The organism is Arthrobacter agilis (genome assembly GCF_006494655.1).
In the GTDB taxonomy this organism is placed as follows: Bacteria; Actinomycetota; Actinomycetes; order Actinomycetales; family Micrococcaceae; genus Arthrobacter_D; species Arthrobacter_D agilis.
In genome coordinates this window covers 265905-287538 of sequence record NZ_VHIM01000005.1, presented here as the reverse complement: position 1 = coordinate 287538, position 21634 = coordinate 265905, and the positions used below count along the sequence as shown (strand labels likewise).

At 70.1% G+C, this 21634-nt stretch carries 23 protein-coding genes, 1 tRNA gene and 1 pseudogene; 7 read left to right on the top strand and 18 right to left on the bottom strand.

Annotation, left to right across the window (positions count from 1 at the left end; genetic code table 11):
- Positions 1-64 precede the first annotated feature (64 nt).
- The gene (locus FJV46_RS10135; RefSeq protein WP_028280415.1) at positions 65-547 is read right to left on the bottom strand and encodes a CarD family transcriptional regulator; all 483 of its coding nucleotides are present in this window, start codon (positions 545-547) and stop codon (positions 65-67) included.
- Positions 548-804: 257 nt separating this feature from the next.
- Here FJV46_RS10135 and FJV46_RS10130 point away from each other — a divergent pair, with 257 nt between their 5' ends.
- Positions 805-1335: a hypothetical protein gene (locus tag FJV46_RS10130; RefSeq protein ID WP_087027999.1), complete on the top strand. Its 531-nt coding sequence runs from the start codon at positions 805-807 to the stop codon at positions 1333-1335.
- 128 nt (positions 1336-1463) lie between these two features.
- Here FJV46_RS10130 and FJV46_RS10125 read toward each other — a convergent pair whose 3' ends face one another.
- A complete protein-coding gene (locus FJV46_RS10125; protein ID WP_087027997.1) occupies positions 1464-2144 on the bottom strand; it encodes a winged helix-turn-helix domain-containing protein in 681 nt (226 codons plus the stop codon).
- Positions 2141-3376, bottom strand: a complete 1236-nt coding sequence (locus tag FJV46_RS10120) for a sensor histidine kinase (RefSeq protein WP_197715707.1) — start codon at positions 3374-3376, stop codon at positions 2141-2143. Before FJV46_RS10120 ends, FJV46_RS10125 begins: the two co-directional genes overlap by 4 nt.
- Before the next feature lie 170 nt (positions 3377-3546).
- Here FJV46_RS10120 and phoU point away from each other — a divergent pair, with 170 nt between their 5' ends.
- Positions 3547-4206 (top strand): phosphate signaling complex protein PhoU, encoded by a 660-nt coding sequence (phoU, locus tag FJV46_RS10115; RefSeq protein ID WP_087027995.1) that lies wholly within the window; start codon positions 3547-3549, stop codon positions 4204-4206.
- A gap of 73 nt (positions 4207-4279) precedes the next feature.
- Here phoU and FJV46_RS10110 read toward each other — a convergent pair whose 3' ends face one another.
- Complete coding sequence (locus FJV46_RS10110; RefSeq protein WP_087027993.1) at positions 4280-5026, bottom strand: phosphoglyceromutase; 747 nt, start codon at positions 5024-5026, stop codon at positions 4280-4282.
- Between the two features lie 88 nt (positions 5027-5114).
- Here FJV46_RS10110 and FJV46_RS10105 point away from each other — a divergent pair, with 88 nt between their 5' ends.
- Positions 5115-5915: a class I SAM-dependent methyltransferase gene (locus FJV46_RS10105; RefSeq protein ID WP_087027991.1), complete on the top strand. Its 801-nt coding sequence runs from the start codon at positions 5115-5117 to the stop codon at positions 5913-5915.
- Between the two features lie 30 nt (positions 5916-5945).
- On the opposite strand, the gene FJV46_RS10100 is transcribed toward FJV46_RS10105, so the two are convergent.
- Both FJV46_RS10100 and FJV46_RS10095 read right to left on the bottom strand, forming a co-directional pair.
- Positions 5946-6275: a DUF2516 family protein gene (locus FJV46_RS10100; RefSeq protein ID WP_087027989.1), complete on the bottom strand. Its 330-nt coding sequence runs from the start codon at positions 6273-6275 to the stop codon at positions 5946-5948.
- Positions 6276-6284: 9 nt separating this feature from the next.
- A complete protein-coding gene (locus tag FJV46_RS10095; protein WP_087027987.1) occupies positions 6285-7454 on the bottom strand; it encodes a trans-sulfuration enzyme family protein in 1170 nt (389 codons plus the stop codon).
- An 80-nt stretch (positions 7455-7534) separates the two neighbouring features.
- Here FJV46_RS10095 and tmk point away from each other — a divergent pair, with 80 nt between their 5' ends.
- The 3 genes from tmk to FJV46_RS10080 are packed head-to-tail and all read left to right on the top strand — an operon-like array spanning position 7535 to position 10964.
- Positions 7535-8182 (top strand): dTMP kinase, encoded by a 648-nt coding sequence (gene tmk, locus FJV46_RS10090; protein WP_087027985.1) that lies wholly within the window; start codon positions 7535-7537, stop codon positions 8180-8182.
- Complete coding sequence (locus tag FJV46_RS10085) at positions 8179-9372, top strand: DNA polymerase III subunit delta' (RefSeq protein WP_087027984.1); 1194 nt, start codon at positions 8179-8181, stop codon at positions 9370-9372. Before tmk ends, FJV46_RS10085 begins: the two co-directional genes overlap by 4 nt.
- Positions 9369-10964, top strand: coding sequence for an alpha/beta hydrolase (locus FJV46_RS10080; RefSeq protein WP_087027982.1), 1596 nt, complete (start codon positions 9369-9371; stop codon positions 10962-10964). Before FJV46_RS10085 ends, FJV46_RS10080 begins: the two co-directional genes overlap by 4 nt.
- A 124-nt stretch (positions 10965-11088) precedes the next feature.
- On the opposite strand, the gene FJV46_RS10075 is transcribed toward FJV46_RS10080, so the two are convergent.
- Positions 11089-11823, bottom strand: a complete 735-nt coding sequence (locus FJV46_RS10075) for an HAD family hydrolase (RefSeq protein WP_087027980.1) — start codon at positions 11821-11823, stop codon at positions 11089-11091.
- A 216-nt stretch (positions 11824-12039) separates the two neighbouring features.
- On the opposite strand from FJV46_RS10075, the gene FJV46_RS10070 reads away from it, so the two are divergent.
- Positions 12040-12115: transfer RNA gene (locus tag FJV46_RS10070), tRNA-Thr, on the top strand.
- Positions 12116-12275: 160 nt separating this feature from the next.
- Here the strand turns inward: FJV46_RS10070 and FJV46_RS10065 are convergent.
- The 11 genes and pseudogenes from FJV46_RS10065 to FJV46_RS10015 all read right to left on the bottom strand — a co-directional run bounded on the left by FJV46_RS10065 (position 12276) and on the right by FJV46_RS10015 (position 21596).
- A complete protein-coding gene (locus tag FJV46_RS10065; RefSeq protein ID WP_087027978.1) occupies positions 12276-12518 on the bottom strand; it encodes an acyl carrier protein in 243 nt (80 codons plus the stop codon).
- A 113-nt stretch (positions 12519-12631) separates the two neighbouring features.
- Positions 12632-12916, bottom strand: a complete 285-nt coding sequence (csrA, locus tag FJV46_RS10060) for a carbon storage regulator CsrA (RefSeq protein ID WP_087027976.1) — start codon at positions 12914-12916, stop codon at positions 12632-12634.
- A 4-nt stretch (positions 12917-12920) separates the two neighbouring features.
- The gene (locus FJV46_RS10055) at positions 12921-14345 is read right to left on the bottom strand and encodes a hypothetical protein (protein ID WP_087027974.1); all 1425 of its coding nucleotides are present in this window, start codon (positions 14343-14345) and stop codon (positions 12921-12923) included.
- Positions 14320-16370, bottom strand: a pseudogene (locus tag FJV46_RS10050) (flagellar biosynthesis protein FlhA). Before FJV46_RS10050 ends, FJV46_RS10055 begins: the two are co-directional and overlap by 26 nt.
- Before the next feature lie 3 nt (positions 16371-16373).
- Entirely contained in the window at positions 16374-17474 is a 1101-nt protein-coding gene (locus tag FJV46_RS10045; protein WP_087027972.1) for an EscU/YscU/HrcU family type III secretion system export apparatus switch protein, read from the bottom strand.
- A gap of 1 nt (position 17475) precedes the next feature.
- Positions 17476-18234 carry a flagellar biosynthetic protein FliR gene (locus FJV46_RS10040; protein WP_087027970.1) on the bottom strand — a complete coding sequence of 253 codons (759 nt, stop codon included), beginning with the start codon at positions 18232-18234 and terminating at the stop codon, positions 17476-17478.
- A 1-nt stretch (position 18235) separates the two neighbouring features.
- Positions 18236-18511, bottom strand: a complete 276-nt coding sequence (gene fliQ, locus FJV46_RS10035) for a flagellar biosynthesis protein FliQ (RefSeq protein ID WP_087027968.1) — start codon at positions 18509-18511, stop codon at positions 18236-18238.
- Position 18512: 1 nt separating this feature from the next.
- Positions 18513-19391, bottom strand: coding sequence for a flagellar type III secretion system pore protein FliP (gene fliP / locus FJV46_RS10030; protein WP_370684669.1), 879 nt, complete (start codon positions 19389-19391; stop codon positions 18513-18515).
- A 41-nt stretch (positions 19392-19432) separates the two neighbouring features.
- Positions 19433-20053 carry a FliO/MopB family protein gene (locus tag FJV46_RS10025; protein ID WP_087027966.1) on the bottom strand — a complete coding sequence of 207 codons (621 nt, stop codon included), beginning with the start codon at positions 20051-20053 and terminating at the stop codon, positions 19433-19435.
- Positions 20053-20757 carry a flagellar motor switch protein FliN gene (gene fliN, locus FJV46_RS10020; protein ID WP_087027964.1) on the bottom strand — a complete coding sequence of 235 codons (705 nt, stop codon included), beginning with the start codon at positions 20755-20757 and terminating at the stop codon, positions 20053-20055. The genes FJV46_RS10025 and fliN overlap by 1 nt, the downstream gene beginning before the upstream one ends.
- The gene (locus tag FJV46_RS10015) at positions 20754-21596 is read right to left on the bottom strand and encodes a flagellar motor switch protein FliM (RefSeq protein ID WP_240046477.1); all 843 of its coding nucleotides are present in this window, start codon (positions 21594-21596) and stop codon (positions 20754-20756) included. Before FJV46_RS10015 ends, fliN begins: the two co-directional genes overlap by 4 nt.
- Positions 21597-21634: the final 38 nt, after the last annotated feature.

Below are 21634 nucleotides of genomic sequence, written 5' to 3'. Positions count from 1 at the left end.
ACCCTATGACAGGGCAAAGAAAAAGAGGGACCCGGAGGTCCCTCTTCGACGCGCGGCCCTGCCTCTAGGAGGCGAGGACCTCGTCGAGAACGCTTGCGGCCTTCTCTTCGTCGGTCTTCTCCGCGAGTGCGAGCTCGGAGATGAGGATCTGCCGCGCCTTGGCGAGCATCCTCTTCTCGCCGGCCGACAACCCGCGATCATGATCGCGTCGCCAGAGGTCGCGCACTACTTCTGCCACCTTGATGACGTCGCCGGAAGCGAGCTTCTCCAGGTTTGCCTTGTAGCGCCTCGACCAGTTGGTGGGTTCCTCCGTGAATTCGGCCCGCAGGACGTCGAATACATGCTCGAGGCCCTCCTTGCCCACCACGTCGCGAACCCCTACGAGGTCAACGTTCTCTGCTGGTACTTCTATTGTCAGATCACCCTGAGCCACCTTGAGCTTGAGATACATCTTCTCTTCGCCCTTGATGACACGCATCTTGATCTCTTCGATCTTCGCTGCGCCGTGGTGAGGGTAAACAACTGTTTCGCCGACCTCAAAAACCATGTGGACTTTCCCCTTTCCCGCAGGTCAGTTTATCACGGCAACGACACGCCGACGGCGCGTTTTCGCAGGTCAGACGGCCGAAACAACCCCAATTGGCTATGATTCGCCTCTTGACGTCGGGCTCTTTTGGTGATCCGGACGGGATCACGCGCGCGAAACGGACACCACGATTCCGTGGCTCAGCCGATAGTCTGTCCAGTACGTCCCACCCGGGATCGCGTCCCTGCCCCACCTGTTGAACCCCAGGAGTTTGTGCTGTGAAGAGTGCACCGAAGAACCGAGCGCAGCGGGCCGTCGCTGCCGGCGCCCTGCTGGTCGTGCTGCCCATCTCCGGCTGCAACCTCATCGCCGAGCAGTCGACCACCACGCAGTACGCGGCCTCGGACGGCATCGTCAAGGACCTCGGGCCGGTCCTGATGCGGAACATCCTCGTGGTCGGTACCGAGGACGACGAAGCAGGGCGGCTCGTCGGAACGGTGTTCAACACGAGCGACGACCCCGTGGACCTCTCCGTGAGCGCCGGCGGCGGTGCCACCCGTATCTCCATCGAGGGCCAGGGCCAGATCAGGTTCGAGGACGAGAGCGGCGACGACGCCACCCTCGAGGGCATCGACGACATCCCCGGTTCCCTCATCGACATCGACTTCGAGGTCGACGGCGAGCAGGCGACCTTCCAGGTGCCGGTGCTCGACGGGACGCTGCAGGAGTACCGCGAGTTCGTGCCCGGTGGCTACACGCCCCGGCCGAGCGAGCCCGCAGCCACCGAAGAGGCCGCCGAGGGCGAGTAGCCCGACCAGACACGACGAACGACACCAACGACACTGCCCGCCCCGGAGAACCGGGGCGGGCAGTGTCATCTCGCGGGCAGTGTCATCTCGCCGGCAGTGTCCTTCCAGGGACCTGCGGCCGGAACGGCTCAGGGCTCGTACTTGTAGCCCAGTCCCCGCACGGTGATGAGGTACCGGGGGGTCGACGGGTCGGGCTCGATCTTCCCCCGCAGGCGCTTGACGTGCACGTCGAGGGTCTTGGTGTCCCCGACGTAGTCCGAACCCCAGACGCGGTCGATCAGCTGGCCCCTGGTGAGGACGCGGCCGGAATTGCGGAGCAGCATCTCGAGCAGCTCGAACTCCTTGAGCGGCAGGGCCACCTGCTCGCCGTCGACGCTCACCACGTGGCGCTCGATGTCCATGCGCACGGGACCGGCCTGGACGGTCGTGGAGATGAGTTCCTCCGGCTCGGCCTGCCGCCGCAGCACCGCCCGTACACGCGCCACGAGTTCACGCGACGAGTAGGGCTTGGTCACGTAGTCGTCGGCCCCGAGTTCCAGGCCCACCACCTTGTCGATCTCGGCATCCTTCGCCGTGAGCATGATGACCGGCACGCTCGAGCGCTGGCGCAGCTGACGGCACACCTCGGTGCCGGAGAGACCCGGCAGCTGGAGGTCCAGCAGCACAAGGTCCGCCCCGGAGCGGTCGAACTCGGTGACGGCGTCGAGGCCGTTGTCCACCACGGACACCTCGAACCCCTCCTTGCCCAGAAGGTAGGACAGCGGGTCGCTGAAGGACTCCTCGTCCTCGACGATCAGAATGCGGCTCAAGCCTTGACTCCCTGCTCGTGGGCAGCGCTGCTGCCCTTCTTCACTGGTCTCCTGTCGGCGCCCTGCGCCGCGGTGTCCTCGGGACCGACGGAATCGCCGTCGTCCTCGGTCAGCTCCATCTCCGGGAGGCGGACCGTGAACGTGCTGCCCTGGCCGGCCTGCGACCACACCGTCACCTCGCCGCCGTGGTTCGCCACCACGTGCTTGACGATGCTGAGGCCGAGTCCGGTCCCGCCGGTCTGCCGCGAGCGCGCCGCATCGATACGGTAGAAACGCTCGAAGATGCGCTCCTGCTCCTCGGGCGTGATCCCGGCGCCCTGGTCGGTGACGGACACCTGCACGAGGCCGTCGCGCGAGCGCACGCCCACGCCGACGCGCGTGCCCTCCGGCGAGTAGCGGATGGCGTTGTCGATGAGGTTGCGGAGCGCGGTCATCAGCAGGTCGCGGTCCCCGTACACGGGCCGCGGGGCCGACCCGCCGACCACGATCTCGATCTGCTTGCTCTCGGCCGGGAGCTTGTTGCGGTCCACGGCCTCGGCCACCACGGAATCGACGTCCACGGCCTTGCCGCGCCGCACCACGTCGGCGCCCTGGAGCCGCGACAGTTCGATGATGTCCTGGACCAGCGCGGAGAGCCGACCGGACTCCTTGTGCATGCGCTGGGCGAAGCGGCGCACGGCCACCTCGTCCTCCGCGGCGTCGTCGATCGCCTCGGCGAGGAGGGAGATTGCCCCGACCGGCGTCTTGAGCTCGTGGGACACGTTGGCGACGAAGTCGGTGCGGATCTCCTCGCTCCGGGTGATCTCGGTGCGGTCGTCGGCGAGGATCAGGATGTACTCGGCCCCCAGGGCGGCGACGCGCACCTGGACCACGATGGTGCCCTGGCCCAGCGGGCCCCGCGGGAGCTCGAGCTGCTCCTGTTCGATTACGCCGTCGCGCCGCACGCGCGCCGTGAGATCGAGCAGCTCGGAGTGCACCATCGTGTGTCCGCGGACGAGTCCGAAGGCGTAGGCCGCCGGACTGGCGCGGACGACGCCGTCGATCGCATCCACGATCACGTACGCCCGGCCGATGATGGACAGCACTTCCGCAGCGCCGTCGGGCAGCGAGGGCTCGTCCTCGTAGAGGAGCCGGAGGCGCTGGGCCTCGCTCGCACGGAAGGCCGCCATACCGCTCACACCGAGCGCCAGGCCGACCAGCCCGGCCACGAGCGTCAGGGAAAGGGGGTCCACGGGAACAGCTTATGCGGTGCCCCTCCCCGGGCCGTGCGATCCGGTGGCAATAGATAAGGGGTTCAACTAACGTTCACACAATGCGGAGAAACAGTTCACCGCTGGCTGGAATGCTCGTCGGCAGAACTGTGGACACGGTTGCATCGAAACTTCCAGGGAAGGACGCCTACGTGCGTAAGGTTTTTCAGGCCGAGCTACACCAGATTGGCGAGGAGCTGATCGAGATCTCGCAGCTGGTGTCCGAGGCCATCCAGAAGGCCAACAGCGCCTTCCAGGGAGCGGACACCGAGCTGGCACAGGAGGTCATCGCTGCCGACGCCCGGATCGATTTCCTGCAGAACGCCCTCGATGAGCGGGCCATCGACATCCTGGCGCTCCAGGGACCCGTGGCCTCAGACCTCCGCATGATCGTCGGGGCCCTGCGGATGAGCGCCTCCCTCGAACGCATGGGCGATCTCGCGCGCCACGTGGCCCAGCTGGCACGCCTGCGCTTCCCCGCGAATGTCATCCCCGAGAGCATCCGCGCCACCTTCGACGAACTCGCCGAGCTCGACGTGCAGATCGCGGCCAAGGTGACCGAGCTCCTGGAGACCCGCAACCTCGAGCTGAGCAACGAGATCAACGCGGCGAACTCCCGCGTCAACGAGCTGCACGCCGGGGTCTTCAGGGCCGTTGCCGCGGCGGACTGGAACGAGAGCGCGCCGACGACGGTCGACGTGACCCTCGCGAGCCGCTACTACGAGCGCTTCGCGGACCACGGCGTCTCGGTGGCACGCAAGGTGACCTACCTGGTCACGGGCGAGTGGCAGCCCAGCGCACCGCTGACCTGATCCGGACACACCCGGGAACGAACGACGGCGGCCCCGGAAGGGGCCGCCGTTCTCTTGTCCGTGACCGGTCGCGTCAGTGCTTGCCCTGGTTGGCGACGGCCTCGATGGCAGCTGCCGCCGCGTCCGCATCGAGGTAGGTGCCACCAGCCTTGACGGGCACGAGGTCCTCGTCGAGCTCGTAGACGAGCGGAATCCCCGTGGGGATGTTGAGTGCGGCGATGTCCTTGTCGCTGATGCCGTCGAGGTGCTTCACGAGGGCGCGGAGCGAATTGCCGTGCGCCGCGATGAGGACGGTCTTCCCCGCCCTGATGTCCACCGTGATGTCCGATTCCCAGTAGGGCAGGAAGCGGTCGAGGACGTCCTTGAGGCACTCGGTGCGGGGCACGTCGTCGCCGAGGTCGGCGTAGCGGGGATCGCCCACCTGCGAGTACTCGCTGGAGTCCTCGAGCGCGGGCGGCGGGGTGTCGTAGGACCGGCGCCATTCCATGAACTGCTCCTCGCCGAACTCCGCGAGGGTCTGGGCCTTGTCCTTGCCCTGCAGCGCACCGTAGTGGCGTTCGTTGAGGCGCCAGTTGCGCTTGACGTCGATCCAGCTGCGGTCGGCCGCCTCAAGCGCCAGGTTCGCGGTGATGATGGCCCGCTTCTGCCGCGACGTGTACACGATGTCGGGGAGGATGCCCGCCTCGGTGAGGAGATGGCCACCGCGCGTGGCTTCCTCGCGGCCCTTCTCGGTGAGGGCGACGTCCACCCACCCGGTGAAGAGGTTCTTCTCGTTCCATTCGCTCTGCCCGTGACGCAGCAGGATCAGTGTGTAGGTCATGGTCCCAGTCTGCCGCATCGGGCTCCGGCGGTCATGCCCGCGACCCCGACGTCCCGCCAGTGTGAAGCGCGTGGCCTAGCCTTGACGGGTGCCCCAGCGACAGCGCCCCCAGAAGCCGATCGGGACCATCACGCGCGGCACCACGAATCCGAACCGGTTGCGCCGCGTGGACCGCTGGCTCGCGGGACCGCAGGCCGCCCGGGTGCGTCGCGCCGTCGATCCGCTCGTCGTCGACCTCGGCTACGGGGCCGCACCCGTCACGGCGGTGGAACTCTTCGAGCGGCTGAGCGGCGTGCGCGACGACGTCGAGGTGATCGGGATCGAGATCGACCCGGCGCGCGTGGCGGCGGCGGAACCCCTGGCCCGGCCGGGCCTGAGCTTCCGGCAGGGCGGCTTCGAACTTCCCCTCGACGGCCGGCGCCCTGCCGTGGTGCGGGCCTTCAACGTGTTGCGGCAGTACGGCGAGGACGAGTACGCCGCGCACTGGGACCAGGTACGCGGACGGCTCGCGCCGGGCGGCATCTTCGTGGACGGCACGTGCGACGAGATAGGCCGACGCTCCACGTGGGCGACCCTCGACGCCGACGGACCCGTGTCCCTCAGCATCGCGCTGCGGTTCGGTGCCTTCGCCATACCCTCGGATGTCGCCGAGCGCCTGCCGAAGGCGCTCATCCACCGCAACGTCGACGGCGAGCGGGTGCACGCCTACCTGCGCGCCCTGGACAAGGCCTGGGTCGATGCCGCGGCCGTCGCATCCTTCGGCCGGGCCCAGCGGTGGCGGGCGATGTGCGGTGCGGTGAAGGCCGACGGCTGGCCGCTCCTGGATGGTCCGGCCCGTTGGCGACTCGGTGAGGTCACCGTGGCGTGGGACGCCGTCGCGCCGGGCTGATGCCCGGACGGGATCGGTGCGGGTGGAGGCCTACCAGGGGCCGTAGGGACCGTAGTTGCCGCCCCGGCCGGTGGTCTGGCTGACCGCGGGCTTCACATCGGCCAGGTAGACGCAGGCCGCGATGATTGCGACCAGCTGGAAGAGGTTGAAGCCGCCGTTGCTGCCCAGGGCGGACAGGAGCCCTACCACCACGGCACCGCCGGTCAGGGCGAGCCAGAAGCCCTTGGTGCGCTTGAAGGCGGCCTCGAACGCGGTCTTGGGCCGGCGCAGGCAATCGGACAGGGCCCAGACCTCGATGCCGAGGGCCACGAGGCCGAGCGCGAGGTACAGGTACAACTGGACTGCGAGTACGAGATCCACGGTTCCAGCTTAGCCGCCCGCAGCCACCCGCAGGGCCTGGTCGAGGTCCGCCCACAGATCCTCGGGGTTCTCGATGCCCACGGAGAGGCGCACGAGCGATGCGGGGACGGTCGCGGGCTCGGCGGGCTGGCGCCGCCGCCGCTCCACGAGGGATTCCACCCCACCGAGGGAGGTAGCGGGGATCCAGAGGCGTACGGCGGCCACCACGGCATCCGCGGTCGCGACGTCGTCGAGCTCGATGCTCACGATTCCGCCGAAGCCGTTGAACTGCGCGGCGGCGCGCTCGTGGCCCGGGTCGGAGGCGAGGCCCGGGTAGCGGACGCGGCGGACGGCGGGGTGGTCGACGAGTCGATGGGCGAGGAACGCGGCCGTCGCCTGGCTGCGCTCCATGCGCAGGGCGAGCGTCCGGAGTCCGCGGAGCGCGAGCCAGACCTCGAAGGGCCCCGCGATCGCGCCGTGCAGGGTGCGGTGGGTGAGGAGGGTGCCGCGCAGTGCCGGATCGGCGGTGACGAGCGCCCCGAGGACGACATCGGAGTGCCCCGCGAGCCACTTGGTGACGGAGTGCAGGACGACGTCCACGCCGGCCTCCAGTGGCCGGTGGACCATGGGGGTGTTGAAGGTGTTGTCGGCGACGACGACCGCGCCGAGGGCGTGCGCCGCAGCGGTCAGCACGGACAGCTCCGCGACCTCGAGCATCGGGTTGGTGGGGCTCTCGAGCCACAGCATCACCTGTCCGGCGTCGAACCGGGCAGCGAGACCGTGGAGTTCGGCGAGCACGGCCGCGGTGTCCGCGACGTCGACCGTCCGCAGCTCGAAGCGGCCCTGTGCCGCGAGATCGGCGGCGAGGGTGAGGGACCCGGCGTAGGCGTGCCGCGGCATGACGACGGCGCCGCCCGTGGGGACCAGCGAGAGCGCTGCGGCCGCTGCCCCGAGACCCGAGCCGAACACCAGCGCGGGAAGGGGGGCGCCCTCGAGGGCGCCGAGCGCCTCCTCGAACGGATCCCACGTGGGATTGGACCCGCGCGCGTAGATCCGGTCCCCGACCTCCGGGATGCGCGTCTCGTGATACGTGCTCGTGAGGACGATCGGTGCGTTGACGGGGGCATCATGCGCGCGGGGCGGACGTCCTGCCGCGACGGTGAGGGTGTCCGGTGCGAGATCGGCGTGCTCGAGGTCCATACCCTGAGCCTAGCGTCGGACCCACCGCCGCCCACGCCGTCGAGGGCGGGAACGTCCCCACCACTCGGTAGGCTTGACGCGTGACCACTCCCCTCCCGCACGGGTTTCCCGGCCTCTTCATCGCGCTCGAGGGTGGCGACGGCGCGGGCAAGTCCACGCAGGCCGCTCTCCTCGGCCAGGCCCTCGTCGCGGCAGGCCGCACCGTGGTCAGGACCCGCGAGCCGGGCGGCACGCCCATCGGGGAGAAGCTCCGCGCACTCGTGCTGGAGCACGGCCACGGGGACATCGATGCGAGGACCGAAGCGCTCATGTTCGCCGCCTCCCGCGCCGCCCACGTCCATCAGGTGATCGTGCCCGCCCTGCAGCGCGGCGACGTCGTGATCTGCGACCGGTACATGGACTCCTCGGTGGCCTACCAGGGCGAGGGCCGCGGGCTGGGGGCGCGCGCCGTCCTCGCCCTGAACCTCTGGGCCGCGGACGGCCTCCGCCCCGACCTGACGGTCCTGCTCGACGTCGAGCCGGCGGAGGGGCGCACCCGCCGCACGGCGGGAGCCGCCGCCGAGGACCGCCTCGAATCCGAACCCGACCGCTTCCACGCGGACATCCGCGCCGCGTTCCTCGCGCTGGCCGGCGCGGAACCCGAGCGCTACCTGGTCCTGTCGGCGTCGCGGTCCCCCGAGGACCTGCACACCGCCATCCGGGCCGCCCTCCCCCGGGTGTCGGCATGAGCACCGCTCTGCACGGTCTGCAGGCCACCGGTGTCTGGGCCGACCTGCGGGGGCAGGAGCAGGTGGTCGAGCAGCTCCGCCGATCGGCGGAGTCCGGTGCGCCGACCCACGCGTGGCTTTTCACCGGCCCTCCCGGCTCCGGGCGGTCCAATGCCGCCCGAGCCTTCGCGGCGGCGCTGCTCTGCGAGCGCGACGCCCTTCCTGAGCGCGGCTGCGGGACGTGCAAGGCGTGCCGCACCGTGTTGTCCGGGACCCATGCGGATCTCACCAATGTCACCACGGAGAAGGTGACCATCAGCATCGACGAGGCACGGGACCTCGTGCGCAAGGCACAGGACAAGCCCTCGACCGGCCGATGGCGCATCATCATCGTGGAGGACGCCGACCGCATGCAGGAGCGCAGCACCAATGTGCTGCTCAAGGCCATCGAGGAGCCGCCTCCGCGCACCATCTGGCTGCTGTGCGCACCCAGTCCGGGGGACGTCCTCGTGACCATCCGCTCGCGCTGCCGGTCCGTGGGCCTCCGGCTCCCGCCGGTCCAGGACGTCGCGAACCTGCTGGTGGACCGCGACGGGATCGACCCTGCGACGGCGGAGGCGGCGGCACGGGCGGCCCAGAGCCATGTGGGCGTCGCGAAGCGCCTCGCCACCGATGAGGGCGCGCGGGAACGGCGCAACCAGATCGTCCGCCTGCCCCTGACCCTGCGCTCGGTCTCCGGGGCCATGCGGGCCGCCGCCGATCTCGTGAAGCTGGCGGAGGCCGAAGCGCAGAGTTCCTTCGAGCAGCGCGATGCCGAGGAGAGGGCGTCCCTGCTCGCGACGCTCGGCGCACCGGAGACGGGCACCCTGCCGCCCTCCATGCGGGCACAGATCAAGCGCCTCGAGGAGGATCAGACCCGGCGGGCCAAGCGGTCGAAGAACGACTATTTCGACCGGGCCCTGACGGACCTCATCTCCTTCTACCGTGACGTGCTGATGCTTCAGGTCTCCGGCGGCCAGGCACTGGTCAACGAGCCGCTCCGCCCCGAGCTCGAGGAGTTCGCGCGGCGTGAGAACGCCGAGGACACGCTACTCCGCCTCGAGGCCATCAACGAGGTCCGTACGCGCCTCGTCAGCACCAACGTCTCCCCCCTCCTCGCCATCGAAGCCATGACGGTGAGTCTCCTGTCCCGGAAGGACCTCGACCGATGACCCTCGGGCTTCCCCTCGGCACCCGCCCGTCGCGCACCACCGCGCCCCGGCCGTGGAGACTCCCGCTGGTCGCCGGGACCGCGGCGATCGTCGTCGGGCTGACCGGCTGCACCCTCCTGGGCCCCGACGACGGCTCCGGCCAGGGCGGAACCGTCGTCGAGACCGCCGCCCCGGGCGCCATCGGCGAGGTGGACGCGGATCTCCGCAGCTTCTACGAGCAGGAGGTCAGCTGGAGCGACTGCGAGGAAGGGTTCAGCTGCGCGACCATCTCCGTGCCGCTGGACTACGGCGATCCGGGCCGGGCGGACATCGAGATCGCGGCCATCCGTGCGGAGGCGACCGGGGAAGCGCAGGGCACCGTCCTCGTCAACCCCGGAGGACCGGGTGGTTCGGGGTACAGCATCGTCAGGGACTCGCTCTCCTATGTGACGAGCGAGCGCCTGCGCGAACACTACGACGTCCTGGGGTTCGATCCCCGTGGAGTCAGCCGCTCCACCCCGGTGACGTGCTACACCGCCGAGGAACAGGACGAGGCACGCCAGGAGACGCTGCCCACAGGCATCCCCGAGGAGGAGCTGCTCGCCCTGCTGAGCTCCGACGCCAGGGAGTACGCGGACCTCTGCGCGGAGCGCACGGGCGAGCTCCTCGGCTTCGTGGACACCGAATCCGCGGCGCGCGACATGGATATCCTGCGGGCTGTCGTGAGCGACACGGAGCTCAACTACCTCGGCTTCTCCTACGGGACGCAGCTGGGTGCCACCTATGCGGACCTCTTCCCCGAGCGGGTGGGACGACTGGTGCTGGACGGCGCGATCGACCCGTCGCTGACCAACGAGGAGGTGACCCTCGGCCAGGCGAGCGGGTTCGAGAACGCGGTGCGCGCCTATGTCGAGGACTGCCTCCGGGGGCAGGAGTGCCCCTACACGGGGACCGTGGACGACGGCGTCCGGCAGATCCAGGAGCTGTTCGCCTCGGTGGAACGTGAGCCCCTGAGGGCGGCGGACGGCCGGCTGGTCCCCGTCTCCACGTTCGTGCAGGGCTTCATCCTGCCGCTGTACGACAACGGGAACTGGCCCACCCTGACGCAGGCCGTCTCCGACGCCCTGGGCGGCGACCCGTCGAGCATGCTGTACCTCGCGGACCTGTCCGCCGAGCGGCGACCGGACGGTACCTACGCCGGCAATTCGACGGCGGCGTTCCTCGCCGTCAACTGCCTCGACTACCCGATGACGAGCGATCCGGCCACGATGCTCGCCGACGAGCAGCAGCTGGTCGCGGCGTCACCCACCTTCGGGCGGTTCCTCGCCTTCGGCGGTATCACCTGCGCACCCTGGCCGTACCCGTCGGTCCTGGAACCGGCTGCACGGACGGCGGCCGGCGCGGCCCCGATCGTCGTCATCGGTACCACCGGGGACCCCGCCACGCCGTACGCGTGGTCGACGGCACTCGCCGAGCAGCTCGAATCCGGCGTGCACGTCACCTGGGAGGGCGAGGGCCACACCGCCTACGGCCGCTCCAACGACTGCGTCCTGGACCTCGTAAACGACTTCTTCGTCGATGGCACCGTCCCCGAGGACGGCGCACGCTGCTGAACTGGCGGTGTCAGCTGTCGCGTCCGGATTGTCGGGAGCACGCCTGGATCGCCCGGAGCGCGCCTGAATCATGTTTGATCCGCCCGGCGGACGACGTCGGGCCGTCGAGGTCCGTGCGTCGAGGTCAGTGGCGCGCTGCCGCTTCCGCGCCGATCTCCCCGCTCCCCGCGGGAGACCCGGAGTCCAGCCACTGCGGGAGGTGGCACATCGACGGCAGGACGACGTCCGCGCCGGCGAGCTGCAACTCGGCCTCGGAGTGCGCACCCGTCAGCACCCCGACGACGGCTCCGGCGCCCGCCCGCCGTCCCGCGAGCACGTCCGACGTCGTGTCCCCCGCGACGACGACCGACCGGACGTCCTCGATGTCGAGGGCCAGGACCGCCGTGAGGATGATGTCGGGGTAGGGACGTCCCCGTCCCGCATCGGAGGGACAGAGACTGAGATCCGCCAGCCCCATCCAGCCGAGCGATTCGAGGATCATGTTCTGGGTGTGGCGTCCGAAGCCGGTGGCGAGGCAGATCTTCAGGCCCCGCTCACGCAGGTCGAGGATGGCGGCCTCGGCCCCCGGGATGGGTTCTACCCCATGGCGTTCCAGCAGGCTGTCGTACGCCGCCTCGAACGTGCGGTTCGCGTCCGCCGCGGTCAGGGCATCACCGAACAGGTGCCGGAACACGAGTTCCTTGGAGGTCCCCATGGTCCGGCGTGCCTGCGCGGTCATCGCGGCGAAGGCATCCGTGCCCGCCAGGACACCATGGGCTGCCAGTGCGCGGGCGAAAGCCTGTTCCTGGAGGGCGCCCTCATTGACGGTGGTTCCCGCCATGTCGATGACGGCGAGCGAGAATGAGCGGTCCTGCGACATGCGGCGTCCCCTTTGCCGGCCGGGCCGGTCCGGTTCCTGCGGACGGGCTCACCTCACGCTTCCCCACGGCACCGACCCCGAGACTAACGGGACACGGCGGCGGAGTGAACTGCCGAAGAATTCGGTGCCGGATGCACCATTTTGACCCCGGGCGGAACCCTCCTATAAAGTTGTGGATTGTGGATCGGCCCGGGTGCGCCCCAGCCGGGAAGCATTGCCTCCTTAGCTCAGTCGGTAGAGCGTCTCACTCGTAATGAGAAGGTCGCCAGTTCGACTCTGGCAGGAGGCTCCACCCAGAACGTGAAGAAGCCCCGGACGGTTCGCCGCCGGGGCTTTCTTCTGCCCGGCGACCGGGCCGGGAAACAGCGACGGCGGGCGCCGGGGCACCCGCCATCGCTGCCGACCAGGTTCCGCCGGACCCGACCAGGTCCGGTCGGGCGTGTCGGGGACGATCAGCTCATGGCCGGCCCCGACTCGGAGGACGCGGTGAGGTCACCGAGGAACGCGTGGCATTTCTCGGCGCGCTCCGAGTCCTGCGCCATGACCTGCTCGAAGAACTCCGCGATGTCGTCCCGACCCGCGTTGCGGGCGTCCCGGACGTATTGGCCGTAGTCGTGACCGGCCTTGAGCGAGTGGTACTGCAGTGAGATGAGATCGAACGAGACGTCGTCGAATCCGGTTTCGCCAGTAGCCATGAGGCACCTCCATGCTTGGGATGAACAGGTGGTGTCAGGCTAGGTCGGCGTGCTCGCGGGCCACAACGCCCAGATGGGCGGCCCGGAGTGCTCGCCTCGGCGTCCGGAGTCTGTTAGGCCTCGTCCGCCGGGCGTTCGGCCGTCCCGGCATCCTCGACCGCAACGACGGCACCCGATTGCAGGAGGGCCTTCAGGGCATCGGCACCGGCAGTATCCGCCGCCGCAGCAGCCACGTTCGCCTCGATCACGGCGCGCAGGACCTCCTCGCGCTGGATCTTCACCCCGCGCGGGGCATCGATGCCGATGCGGATTCCGTCACCGCGGGAATCGAGCACCGTGATGACGATGTCGTCCCCGATCAGGATCTGCTCCCCGACCTTCCGTGTGAGTACAAGCACGGTTTCACCCTATCCCGGGATGCCCGGCGCGGCGTCGTCCGCGCGGGGCGTGGTGCGGCCGGTGACCCGGGGCGCGCTCGGCGGGGCGTCCGTCACTCCAGCCGACGGGCAGGCCCAGGGCTGTCACCGTGTCGGGCGTCGTGGTGGTCGACGAGCCGACGACGGCGAGCCCGGTCGGCGCGAGGCCCGCTCGCTCCATGCTCCGCGTCAGCCTTCCGACCCACGCGGCCGTATCGGCCTCCTTGCGTCCCGCATCGACGGCCAGCCAGATCTGGTCCGGACGCAACGCGAGCAGCAGGCTGCTGTCCGAGACGGCGTCCTCCGAGAACAACGCGAGGAAGACGGCGTGCCCACCATCGACTCCTGCGGCGCGGGCGACACCGGCGTCGAGCCTGTCCTGGACACGGCGGGCGTCAGGGCTGAACCATCCGCTCCGCCCCGCGCTGGCGACTGCGGCGGGCACTCCCCCGGCGAACGCCGCAGCCATGGACAGGGCGATCTCCCAGCCCGGCGCCGTCGCGCCGACCACGACCACGAGGTCACCGGGCGCGCGGAGGACGGCGGGCACCGTGTCCTCTACCTGCGACGGCGCCAGCACGGGCCCCGCGAGCTCGGGCAGCATCGAAGGATCGGCCGCATCCACGGCGAGGTACGGGATCCGGGGTGGCGCGGCGTCCTCCTCCCCGCCCTTGGGGCCATCGGGTGCGGTTCCGCGCGAGGTCTCGAACAGTATGGCCGCAGTGGCCGGTCTGGACGGTGTGGCCGCCCGGGTCGGAGCTGCCATCTGCGCCCCGATTGCCGGCGGCGGCACGGCCGAGAGAGCCGGCGCAATTTCGTGCCCCGACACAGCCGCGGGCACAGGCACAGCCGCGGGCAGGGGCAGGGGCACCGCCGTCGTCGGCGGCACCGTCCCGGGCACGGGCTGGTCCATCCGGGGCAGGCCAGTACCCGGGACGGGACCCAAGTCTCCGCTGGAACCGACGGATCCCGTCGCGAAGGTCAGATTGTCCATGAGCGCAGCGAACAGACCCGAGTCGGTGGACAGCTCGGGCGCGGCGGTCACACCTTCGTGCTGCGGCCTGTCCACCGGGCCGGCCGAGGCCCGGCGCCGGGCAGGGCGCGGTGCACCGTCGCCGCCCGCGAGGCGCACCTCGTCCAGCTCGGCCTGCTGGAGCAGGGCATCGAGGCCCACGGGCTGCGAGCCGGTGCTCCGCCGTCCCCGCGGACGACCGCCGGAGGCAGGTTCGTCGGCGCGTTCCGGCACCTCCACGACGATCTCGTAGTGCTTCCGGGCGAGGACGCCGCGGATGCCGCCCACGGTGACGACCTCCGCCGAGACGATGAGCGCCCGGGGCCCGTACAGGATCGATGCCCTGGACTTCAGGTCCTCGAGCGATGGTCCTTCAAGATGAAACAGCTGCGGAGCCACGCACTACTCCTATGGTCTCGATGGCGACATTGGCACTCGTGACTTCCTGGTAGGACAGGACCGGCAGGTTCGCCGCCTGCGGCCCGACGAGTCGACGGAGGGCCGGCCGCAGCGCGGGTGCGCACACCAGCACGGCTGTATGCCCCGCCGACTCGATGTCGGCCACCGTGGAGCGTACCGAGCCGAGCACGGCTTCCGTCCGGGCGGGGTCGAGGAGGATCTGCGTCCCCTGGTCCGACGGCCGCAGGCCTTCGAGCATGGACTGTTCGAGCAGCGGGTCGATCATGATGACGCGCAGCAGCGTGCCGTCGAGGTACTGCTGGGCGACGGCGGGACCGAGCCCCAGGCGGGCGGCCTCCACCAGCCCCTCAGGATCGGTCGAGGATTTCGCCTTAAGGGTCAGGGCCTCGAAGATGCGGGCGAGGTCGTTGATCGGCACCTGCTCCGTCAGCAAGCCCTGGAGCACGCGCTGCACCTCGGCGAGGGACAGCAGCCCCGGGACCAGCTCTCGACGGCGGAGGGGTTGACCTGCCGGACGCCGTCGGTGAGGACGCGGACGTCCTCCCGTGTGAGGAGGCGTGCGGCGTTCGCGGTGATGATCGCGGACAGGTGCGTGACGAGGACCGAGACGCGGTCGATCACCGTGGCCCCGGCCAGCTCCGCGTTGTAGCGCAGTTCCGACGGCACCCATTTCCCCGCGAGCCCGAACACGGGTTCGACGACGGCGGCACCCGGCAGGTGCGCCAGGTCGTCGCCGAGGGCGAGGACCTTCCCCCGCGGGGCCTCGCCCCGGCCCGCCTCGACACCGGCGATCTTGATGACGTAGGTGGCGGCCGGGAGATCGATGCTGTCCCGGGTGCGCACGGGTGGCACGACGACGCCGAGTTCGAGGGCGATCTTCCGTCGCAGTGCGCGGACCCGGCCGAGGAGGTCGTCGGGAGCGCCGGTGACCACGTCCACGAGATCCGGTGCGAGCAGTACCTCGAGGGCGTGGACCCGCATCTCCTCCAGCAGGTTGTCGGTGCTGTCGGCGGCGGGCGCGAGGGCGGCCTCCGCCTCGATCGCGGCGGCCGCGGCCGCGGCGTCGTCCTCTGTGCGCTTGAGCCGCTGGGCGGCCACGATCAGGCCGGCGCCCACCACGATGAACGGCAGCTTCGGCATGCCGGGGATGAGGGCCATGACGATCGCCGCGGCTCCCGCGATCCGCAGGGCGTTCTGCGACTGGCCGAGCTGCGTGGCCGCCGTCGAGCCCATGTCCGACTCCGCGTTGGAGCGCGTGACGATCATGCCCGTGGACACCGCCATCAGCAGGGCCGGGATCTGGCTGACCAGGCCGTCGCCGATGGTCAGCAGACCGTAGGTGTTGAGCGCATCCCCGACCGCGAGACCGCCCTGGGTCATGCCGATGGCGATGCCGCCCACGAGGTTGATGATGATGATGATGATGCCGGCGATCGCATCACCCTTCACGAACTTGGACGCGCCATCCATCGCCCCGTAGAAGTCCGCCTCGGCCGAGACCTCGGCGCGGCGCTCGCGGGCCTGGGTGTCGGTGATCAGGCCGGCATTGAGGTCGGCGTCGATCGCCATCTGCTTGCCGGGCATGGCGTCGAGGGTGAAGCGGGCACCCACCTCGGCGACGCGCTCGGCACCCTTGGTGACCACCACGAACTGGATGACCACGAGGATCAGGAACACCACGGCGCCGATGATGATCGAGCCGCCCACCGTCACCTGCCCGAACGCCGCGATGACCTCCCCGGCGAAGCCCTGGCCGAGCACGAGGCGCGTGGAGGCCACGTTGAGGCCCAGGCGGAACAGCGTGGCGACCAGCAGCAGGGAGGGGAACACCGAGAAGTCCAGCGGCTTCCGGATGAACATGGTGTTCAGCAGGATCACGAGTGCGAGCAGGATGTTGACGATGATCAGGGTGTCCAGCAGCACCGGGGGCACGGGCACCACGAGCAGCAGGAGGATACCCACCACACCGATGGGGACCATGAATTTCGGAAGGGATGAGCGCATGGTCTAGAAGCCTCCGGCTGCTGCGGGTCGGACCGGGAGGGTGTGCAGGCCGCGGGCCGCCCCCCGGGTCCTGAGGGACATGACGAACGCCAGGATGCGGGCCACCTGGTCGTAGTTCTCGAACGGGATCTCCTCGCCGAGCTCGCACGCTGCGTGCAGCGCCCGGGCCAGCGGGATGTCGGAGACCATCGGGACGTGCTTCTTCTCCGCCTCCTCGCGGATCCGGGCGGCGATGACGCCGGCGCCCTTGGCCACCACGCGGGGAGCGGAGCGGCCCGGCTCGTACTTCAGGGCCACCGCGACGTGCGTGGGGTTGACGAGGACGACGTCGGAGCCGCTGACGGCCGCGATCATGCGGTTCCGGCTCATCGCGAGCTGGCGGGAGCGCCGCTGCGCCTTGATCAGGGGGTCGCCTTCCGAGCTCTTGTTCTCGTCCTTGACCTCCTTCTTGGTCATGCGTGTCTTCTTCCGGTTGCGACGCATGACCACGAGGACGTCCACTGCCGCGAGGGCGAGCCCCGCGACGACAGCGGCCTGCAGCAGGGCGGCCGTGCCGTCGCCGGCGGTGTTCAGGAGCGAGGCGACCGAGAGACCGCCGGCCGCCATCAGCAGGGGCATGAGATTCCGCACGACGACGATGAGCACGAGGGCGACCACGGCCGTCTTCAGGAGCGCCTTGGCTCCCTGCCACAGCGCCTGCCCGCCGAGGATCCGCTTGAGCCCGTTCACCACGTTGAACTGCTCGAACTTGCCCTTGAACTTCTTGGGGTGGATGCCGCCCTGCACGGCGGCGGTGCCGAGCACCGCCACGAGCAGGATGCCCAGGAAGGGCCCCAGGATGACCCCGAGGGAGGTGCCGCCGTCGGCGAGCGCGTCCAGGGCCGTGTCGGGGTCCGGGCTCGCGATGGTGTCTGCCACGCGGGCGAGCTGCTCGGTGGCGGCGTCGGCCGCGCGTGAGATGACGGACGGCAGCATGAGCGCCGCCGCTCCCACTCCGATCCAGGCCGTGAAGTCCTCGGACTTGGACAGCTGGCCCTTGGACCGGACGTCCTTCATCCGTTTGTCGGTGGCTTGTTCGGTCTTCTCGCCGGAATCGTCCGCCATGTCAGCCCACCCCCATCAGCAGGCCGGCAGCCTTGTCGGCAAGGGTGGACACCACGCGCGGCAGTGCGATGAACACCACGCTGCCGAGGCTGAGCGTGATGAAGATCTTCAGCGGGAAGCCGAGTGCGAAGGCGTTCAGGGCGGGCGCCACGCGCGTGAGGAGCCCGAGCCCTACGTCGGCCAGGAACAGCACCACGATCAGGGGGCCGGCGATCTGTACGGCGGCGAGGAAGAGCCCGGTGACGGCGTTGGTCAGCGCTTCGGCGGGTTCCGCGAGATCCAGCCCGCCGCCGAGGGGCAGGGCGCTGAAGGTACGGATGAGACCGCCGATGATGAGCTGGTAGCCGTCGGAGGCGAAGAGCAGCGTGAGCGCGGTGAGCTGGAACAGGCGCGTGAACTGGGCGCCGTTGACCATGGACTGCGGGTCGAAGCCCTGGGCCAGGGAGAAGCCGCCGAAGAGGTCGATCAGGCTGCCCGCGGACTGGATGGCGGAGAAGACGACCAGCACGAGGAAGCCCAGGGCCGCCCCGACCACGAGTTCCAGGACCAGGGCGCCGATGTACTGCCCGGTGCCGCCGGTCTCGTACGCGTCGGTGACCTGGGGGGACACCGCGAGGGCAAGGCCGATGGCGAGCATCGCCTTGACGCGCGCCGGGATGCCCTTGTAGGAGAAGGGCGGGGCGATCACGAGGAACGCGACGATGCGTACCCCGGCGAGCATGGTGGCCTCGATCCGGGCCTGGTCCAGTTCGATCTCCATCTCAGCCGCCGCTCAGGAGCCCGGGGATGCGCTCGAACATCTCGTGCGTGAACGAGATCATCTCGGCGATCATCCAGTGCCCGCAGATCAGCAGGGCGAGGCAGACGGCGGTCGCCTTCGGCACGAAGGAGAGCGTGACCTCCTGGATCTGCGTGATGGACTGCAGCAGCGAGATGGCGAAGCCCACCACGAGGGCGGTCAGCAGGATGGGTGCGGACAGCTTGGCAGCGGCCCAGATCCCGGCGAGTCCGATGTCGAGGACGGCATTGGTGTTCACGTCAACCGCCCTGGTAGCTGTTGATGAGCGCCGTGATGATCAGGCCCCAGCCGTCCACGAGGACGAACAGCAGGATCTTGAACGGCAGCGAGATCATGACGGGCGGGAGCATCATCATGCCCATGGACATGAGCGCCGCGGAGACCACGAGGTCGATCACGAGGAACGGCACGAAGATCACGAAGCCGATGATGAACGCGGCCCGCAGCTCGGAGATCATGAACGCGGGGATCAGGGTGGTCAGCGGCACGCTCGCGGCGTCCTGGGGGTTCGGCTGCCCGGCGGCGCGTGTCATGAGCGCCAGGTCCTCCTCCCGCGTGTGGGCGAGCATGAAGGTCTGCAGCGGGGCCGCGCCGTCCTGCAGGGCCTCGGTGAACGTCGTCGCACCGTCGAGGTAGGGCTGCACGGCGAGGGTGTTGATCTCGGTCAGCACCGGCGCCATGATGAACAGCGACAGGAACAGGGCCAGGCCGGCCAGCACCTGGTTCGGCGGGATGGACGGCAGCGAGAGGGCGTTGCGGGTCATCGCGAGCACCACGAAGATCTTGGTGAAGGACGTCATCATCAGCAGTAGGGCCGGCGCCACGGACAGCAGGGTGATGCCGACGAGGGTCAGGACGGCGGTGCTCGGTTGACCGTTGACGCCGTTGATCTCGACCGACAGGCCGTCGTCGCTCCCCGGCGCGTCGGGGGCCGTGGGGTCCACCGGGGTGGTCGGCTGGACGGGCTCGGGGATGGCGGGGTCCAGCTCACCGGCATGACCGGCGGAGGCGCCGAGGAGGATCACGACCACTGCGAGCAGGATCGCGGCCGTGACGGCGAGCGCCCGCGCGACGAGCGGACGTGCAGGAGCAGCCGCCCGGACGGTGCGGGCGGGCACGAGGGTACCGGCCAGGCACCGTGACGGCAGGACGGCCGTCGTCACCCCGCCCGTCCCTGGCGGAGGAACGCAGCGGTCTGCTTCCAGGTGGTCGGCGACAGGATGGACCCCTGCAGGGGTGGGACACCCGACGCGGGGGGCGCGGGCCGTGCCGCCTGCGGGACCTCCGCGGTCTGCGCTGCACGCGCGGCCCGGCGGGTCGTGGGGGCGCCCGACGGGACGGGGACGGAGGGTACCGGTACCGGTGCCGCGGGGGTGCCCAGCGGGGCGGACGCCGCAGCGAGTCGCAGGGACGCCGCGAAACGCGCATCGGCGGGATCCGCCGTCGACCCCGCACCCAGGGTGGCCGTGGCCGGGTTCGGGTGGGCCGCCGGATCGCTGTCACCGGTCACGGGAACCGCCTGCAGTGCGCGGGGCGCTGCCGAGGAGTGGAGCACGGATACCGACTGCTCCGTGACGCCGAGGTAGAAGCGGGTGCCCTCGGCGTCGAGCACGACGACCGACGCCTTGGCGCCGATGCCCTGCCGGGCCACGACGGACACGAGCCCGGCGCCGGCGCGGTTCCCGTTGAGCTTCGACACCTTGCGGTGCAGGACGAAGAGCAGCGCGAGCACCACGCCGAGGGACAGCAGCACCCTCAGCGCGAGGACCACGACGTCCACTAGACGGCGCCGTCGGAGACGTCGAGGATCTGCGTGATGCGGACCGCGTAGTCCTGGTCGACGACAACGACCTCGCCGTGCGCGACCAGGCGGCCGTTGAGCAGCACGTCGGCGGGTGCGCCGGCCGAGCGGTCGAGTTCGATGACGGCACCGGGCTCGAGGTCGAGCACATCGCGGACGGACATGCGGGTGCGCCCGATCTCCACGGTCATCGCCATCTCGACGTTGCTGATGCGGCCGAGGTTCGCGGCTCCCGCGGAGGCGGCGGACCGGCGTGGTGCCGCCCCGGGACGGGCGCCGCGGAGGCGGAGGGCGAACCAGCCGACGACGCCGGTGGGCCCGGTCAGGCGAAACACCGACGTCTCGGCGTCGCGAAAGAGGGGCAGGGCGTCCTGCACCGCGGGTACGCCGAGGACGCCGTCGCCCAGCGCGGCCGACGCGGCGTCCAGCGCGGGGACGAGGACGTCCGCCGGGGAGACGAGCGGTGAGGACGTGCCGGCGGCGGCGGCGAGCGGCTGCCCGTCGACGAGCACCACGGCGAGGTCCGCGGAGGACGCCCCCACGAAGGATGCGACGATGGCGGCTGATGCGCCGCCCGAGGGCACTTCTGCGGCGTTGCAGGGCTCGGCCGTCAGGGGGCCGGGAAGCGGGAGCCGGGCCGCGAGGGACGCTGCAGCCTGGTGTTCGGCGGTGGTGGTGTTCATGGTGCGGGGTTCTCCTCGGTGGTCACTACTACGCAGGCGAGGCGGGAGCCGTTCTGGCCCAGGGCCGCCTCGCCGAGCCGCTGTCCGTTGATGGCGAGCTCGAAGGGCCGGTGCTGCGGGTGCGGCAGCTTCAGGACGTCCCCGACGGCGAGGTCGAGGATGCGCCCTGGCAGCACCGGCAGCGCTGTCAGCTGCACGGCGACGTCAACGGGTACATGGGCCACCTGCTGCTCGATCAACTCGCGCGCGTCGTCGCCCGTGGCCGTGGGGTTCGCGTCGCCGAGCTGCGCGGGGATGGCGACCGTCGCGGGGCAGGACCGCTCACCCACGCGGATCTCGAAGGTGCCGACGATCATCAGCTCGGTGGTCGACGCGGCCTGGGCGAACTGCGAGTTGTACTGGATGGAGTCGATCCCGAGCTGGTACGTCAGGACGGAGCCGAGCGAGTAGTGGAGCCCCTCGAGGGCGTCGTCCATGAGACGGCGGATGAGCGCCTGTTCGATCTGCGTGAACTTCCGCTCCCCCGAGGGGACGGTCCCGTGGCCGCCGAGCATCGAGTCCACCCAGAACAGTCCCGCAGAGGCAGGGAACTGGATGACGGCCTTGCTCGGGTGGTCGGGGATGGCGCAGAGGACCATCGCCGTCGTGGGGGGCAGGGACGCGGCGTACTCGTTGTACGTCTGCATGAGGACCTGCTCGCTGGTGACCTGCGAGATCACGCGGACCTTCGCCGTCAGCTGCGTGGCCCACTGGCGCGCGAACGTCTCGAAGGCGAGCTCGAGGACGCGCGAATGCTCGCGGGCGAGAGTGGTGGGCCGGCGGAAGTCATAGACATCCACCGCCCTGGGCGTTGCCGAGGGCACGCCAAAAGAGAGTT

Excerpts from the sequence above, each read along its gene's own strand:
- FJV46_RS10135 (WP_028280415.1), bottom strand. The coding sequence starts at position 547 with ATGGTTTTTGAGGTCGGCGAAACAGTTGTTTACCCTCACCACGGCGCA.
- FJV46_RS10110 (WP_087027993.1), bottom strand. The coding sequence starts at position 5,026 with ATGACCTACACACTGATCCTGCTGCGTCACGGGCAGAGCGAATGGAAC.
- FJV46_RS10095 (WP_087027987.1), bottom strand. The coding sequence starts at position 7,454 with ATGGACCTCGAGCACGCCGATCTCGCACCGGACACCCTCACCGTCGCG.
- FJV46_RS10085 (WP_087027984.1), top strand. The coding sequence starts at position 8,179 with ATGAGCACCGCTCTGCACGGTCTGCAGGCCACCGGTGTCTGGGCCGAC.
- FJV46_RS10080 (WP_087027982.1), top strand. The coding sequence starts at position 9,369 with ATGACCCTCGGGCTTCCCCTCGGCACCCGCCCGTCGCGCACCACCGCG.
- FJV46_RS10075 (WP_087027980.1), bottom strand. The coding sequence starts at position 11,823 with ATGTCGCAGGACCGCTCATTCTCGCTCGCCGTCATCGACATGGCGGGA.
- FJV46_RS10065 (WP_087027978.1), bottom strand. The coding sequence starts at position 12,518 with ATGGCTACTGGCGAAACCGGATTCGACGACGTCTCGTTCGATCTCATC.
- FJV46_RS10045 (WP_087027972.1), bottom strand. The coding sequence starts at position 17,474 with ATGGCGGACGATTCCGGCGAGAAGACCGAACAAGCCACCGACAAACGG.
- FJV46_RS10040 (WP_087027970.1), bottom strand. The coding sequence starts at position 18,234 with ATGGAGATCGAACTGGACCAGGCCCGGATCGAGGCCACCATGCTCGCC.
- fliN (WP_087027964.1), bottom strand. The coding sequence starts at position 20,757 with ATGAACACCACCACCGCCGAACACCAGGCTGCAGCGTCCCTCGCGGCC.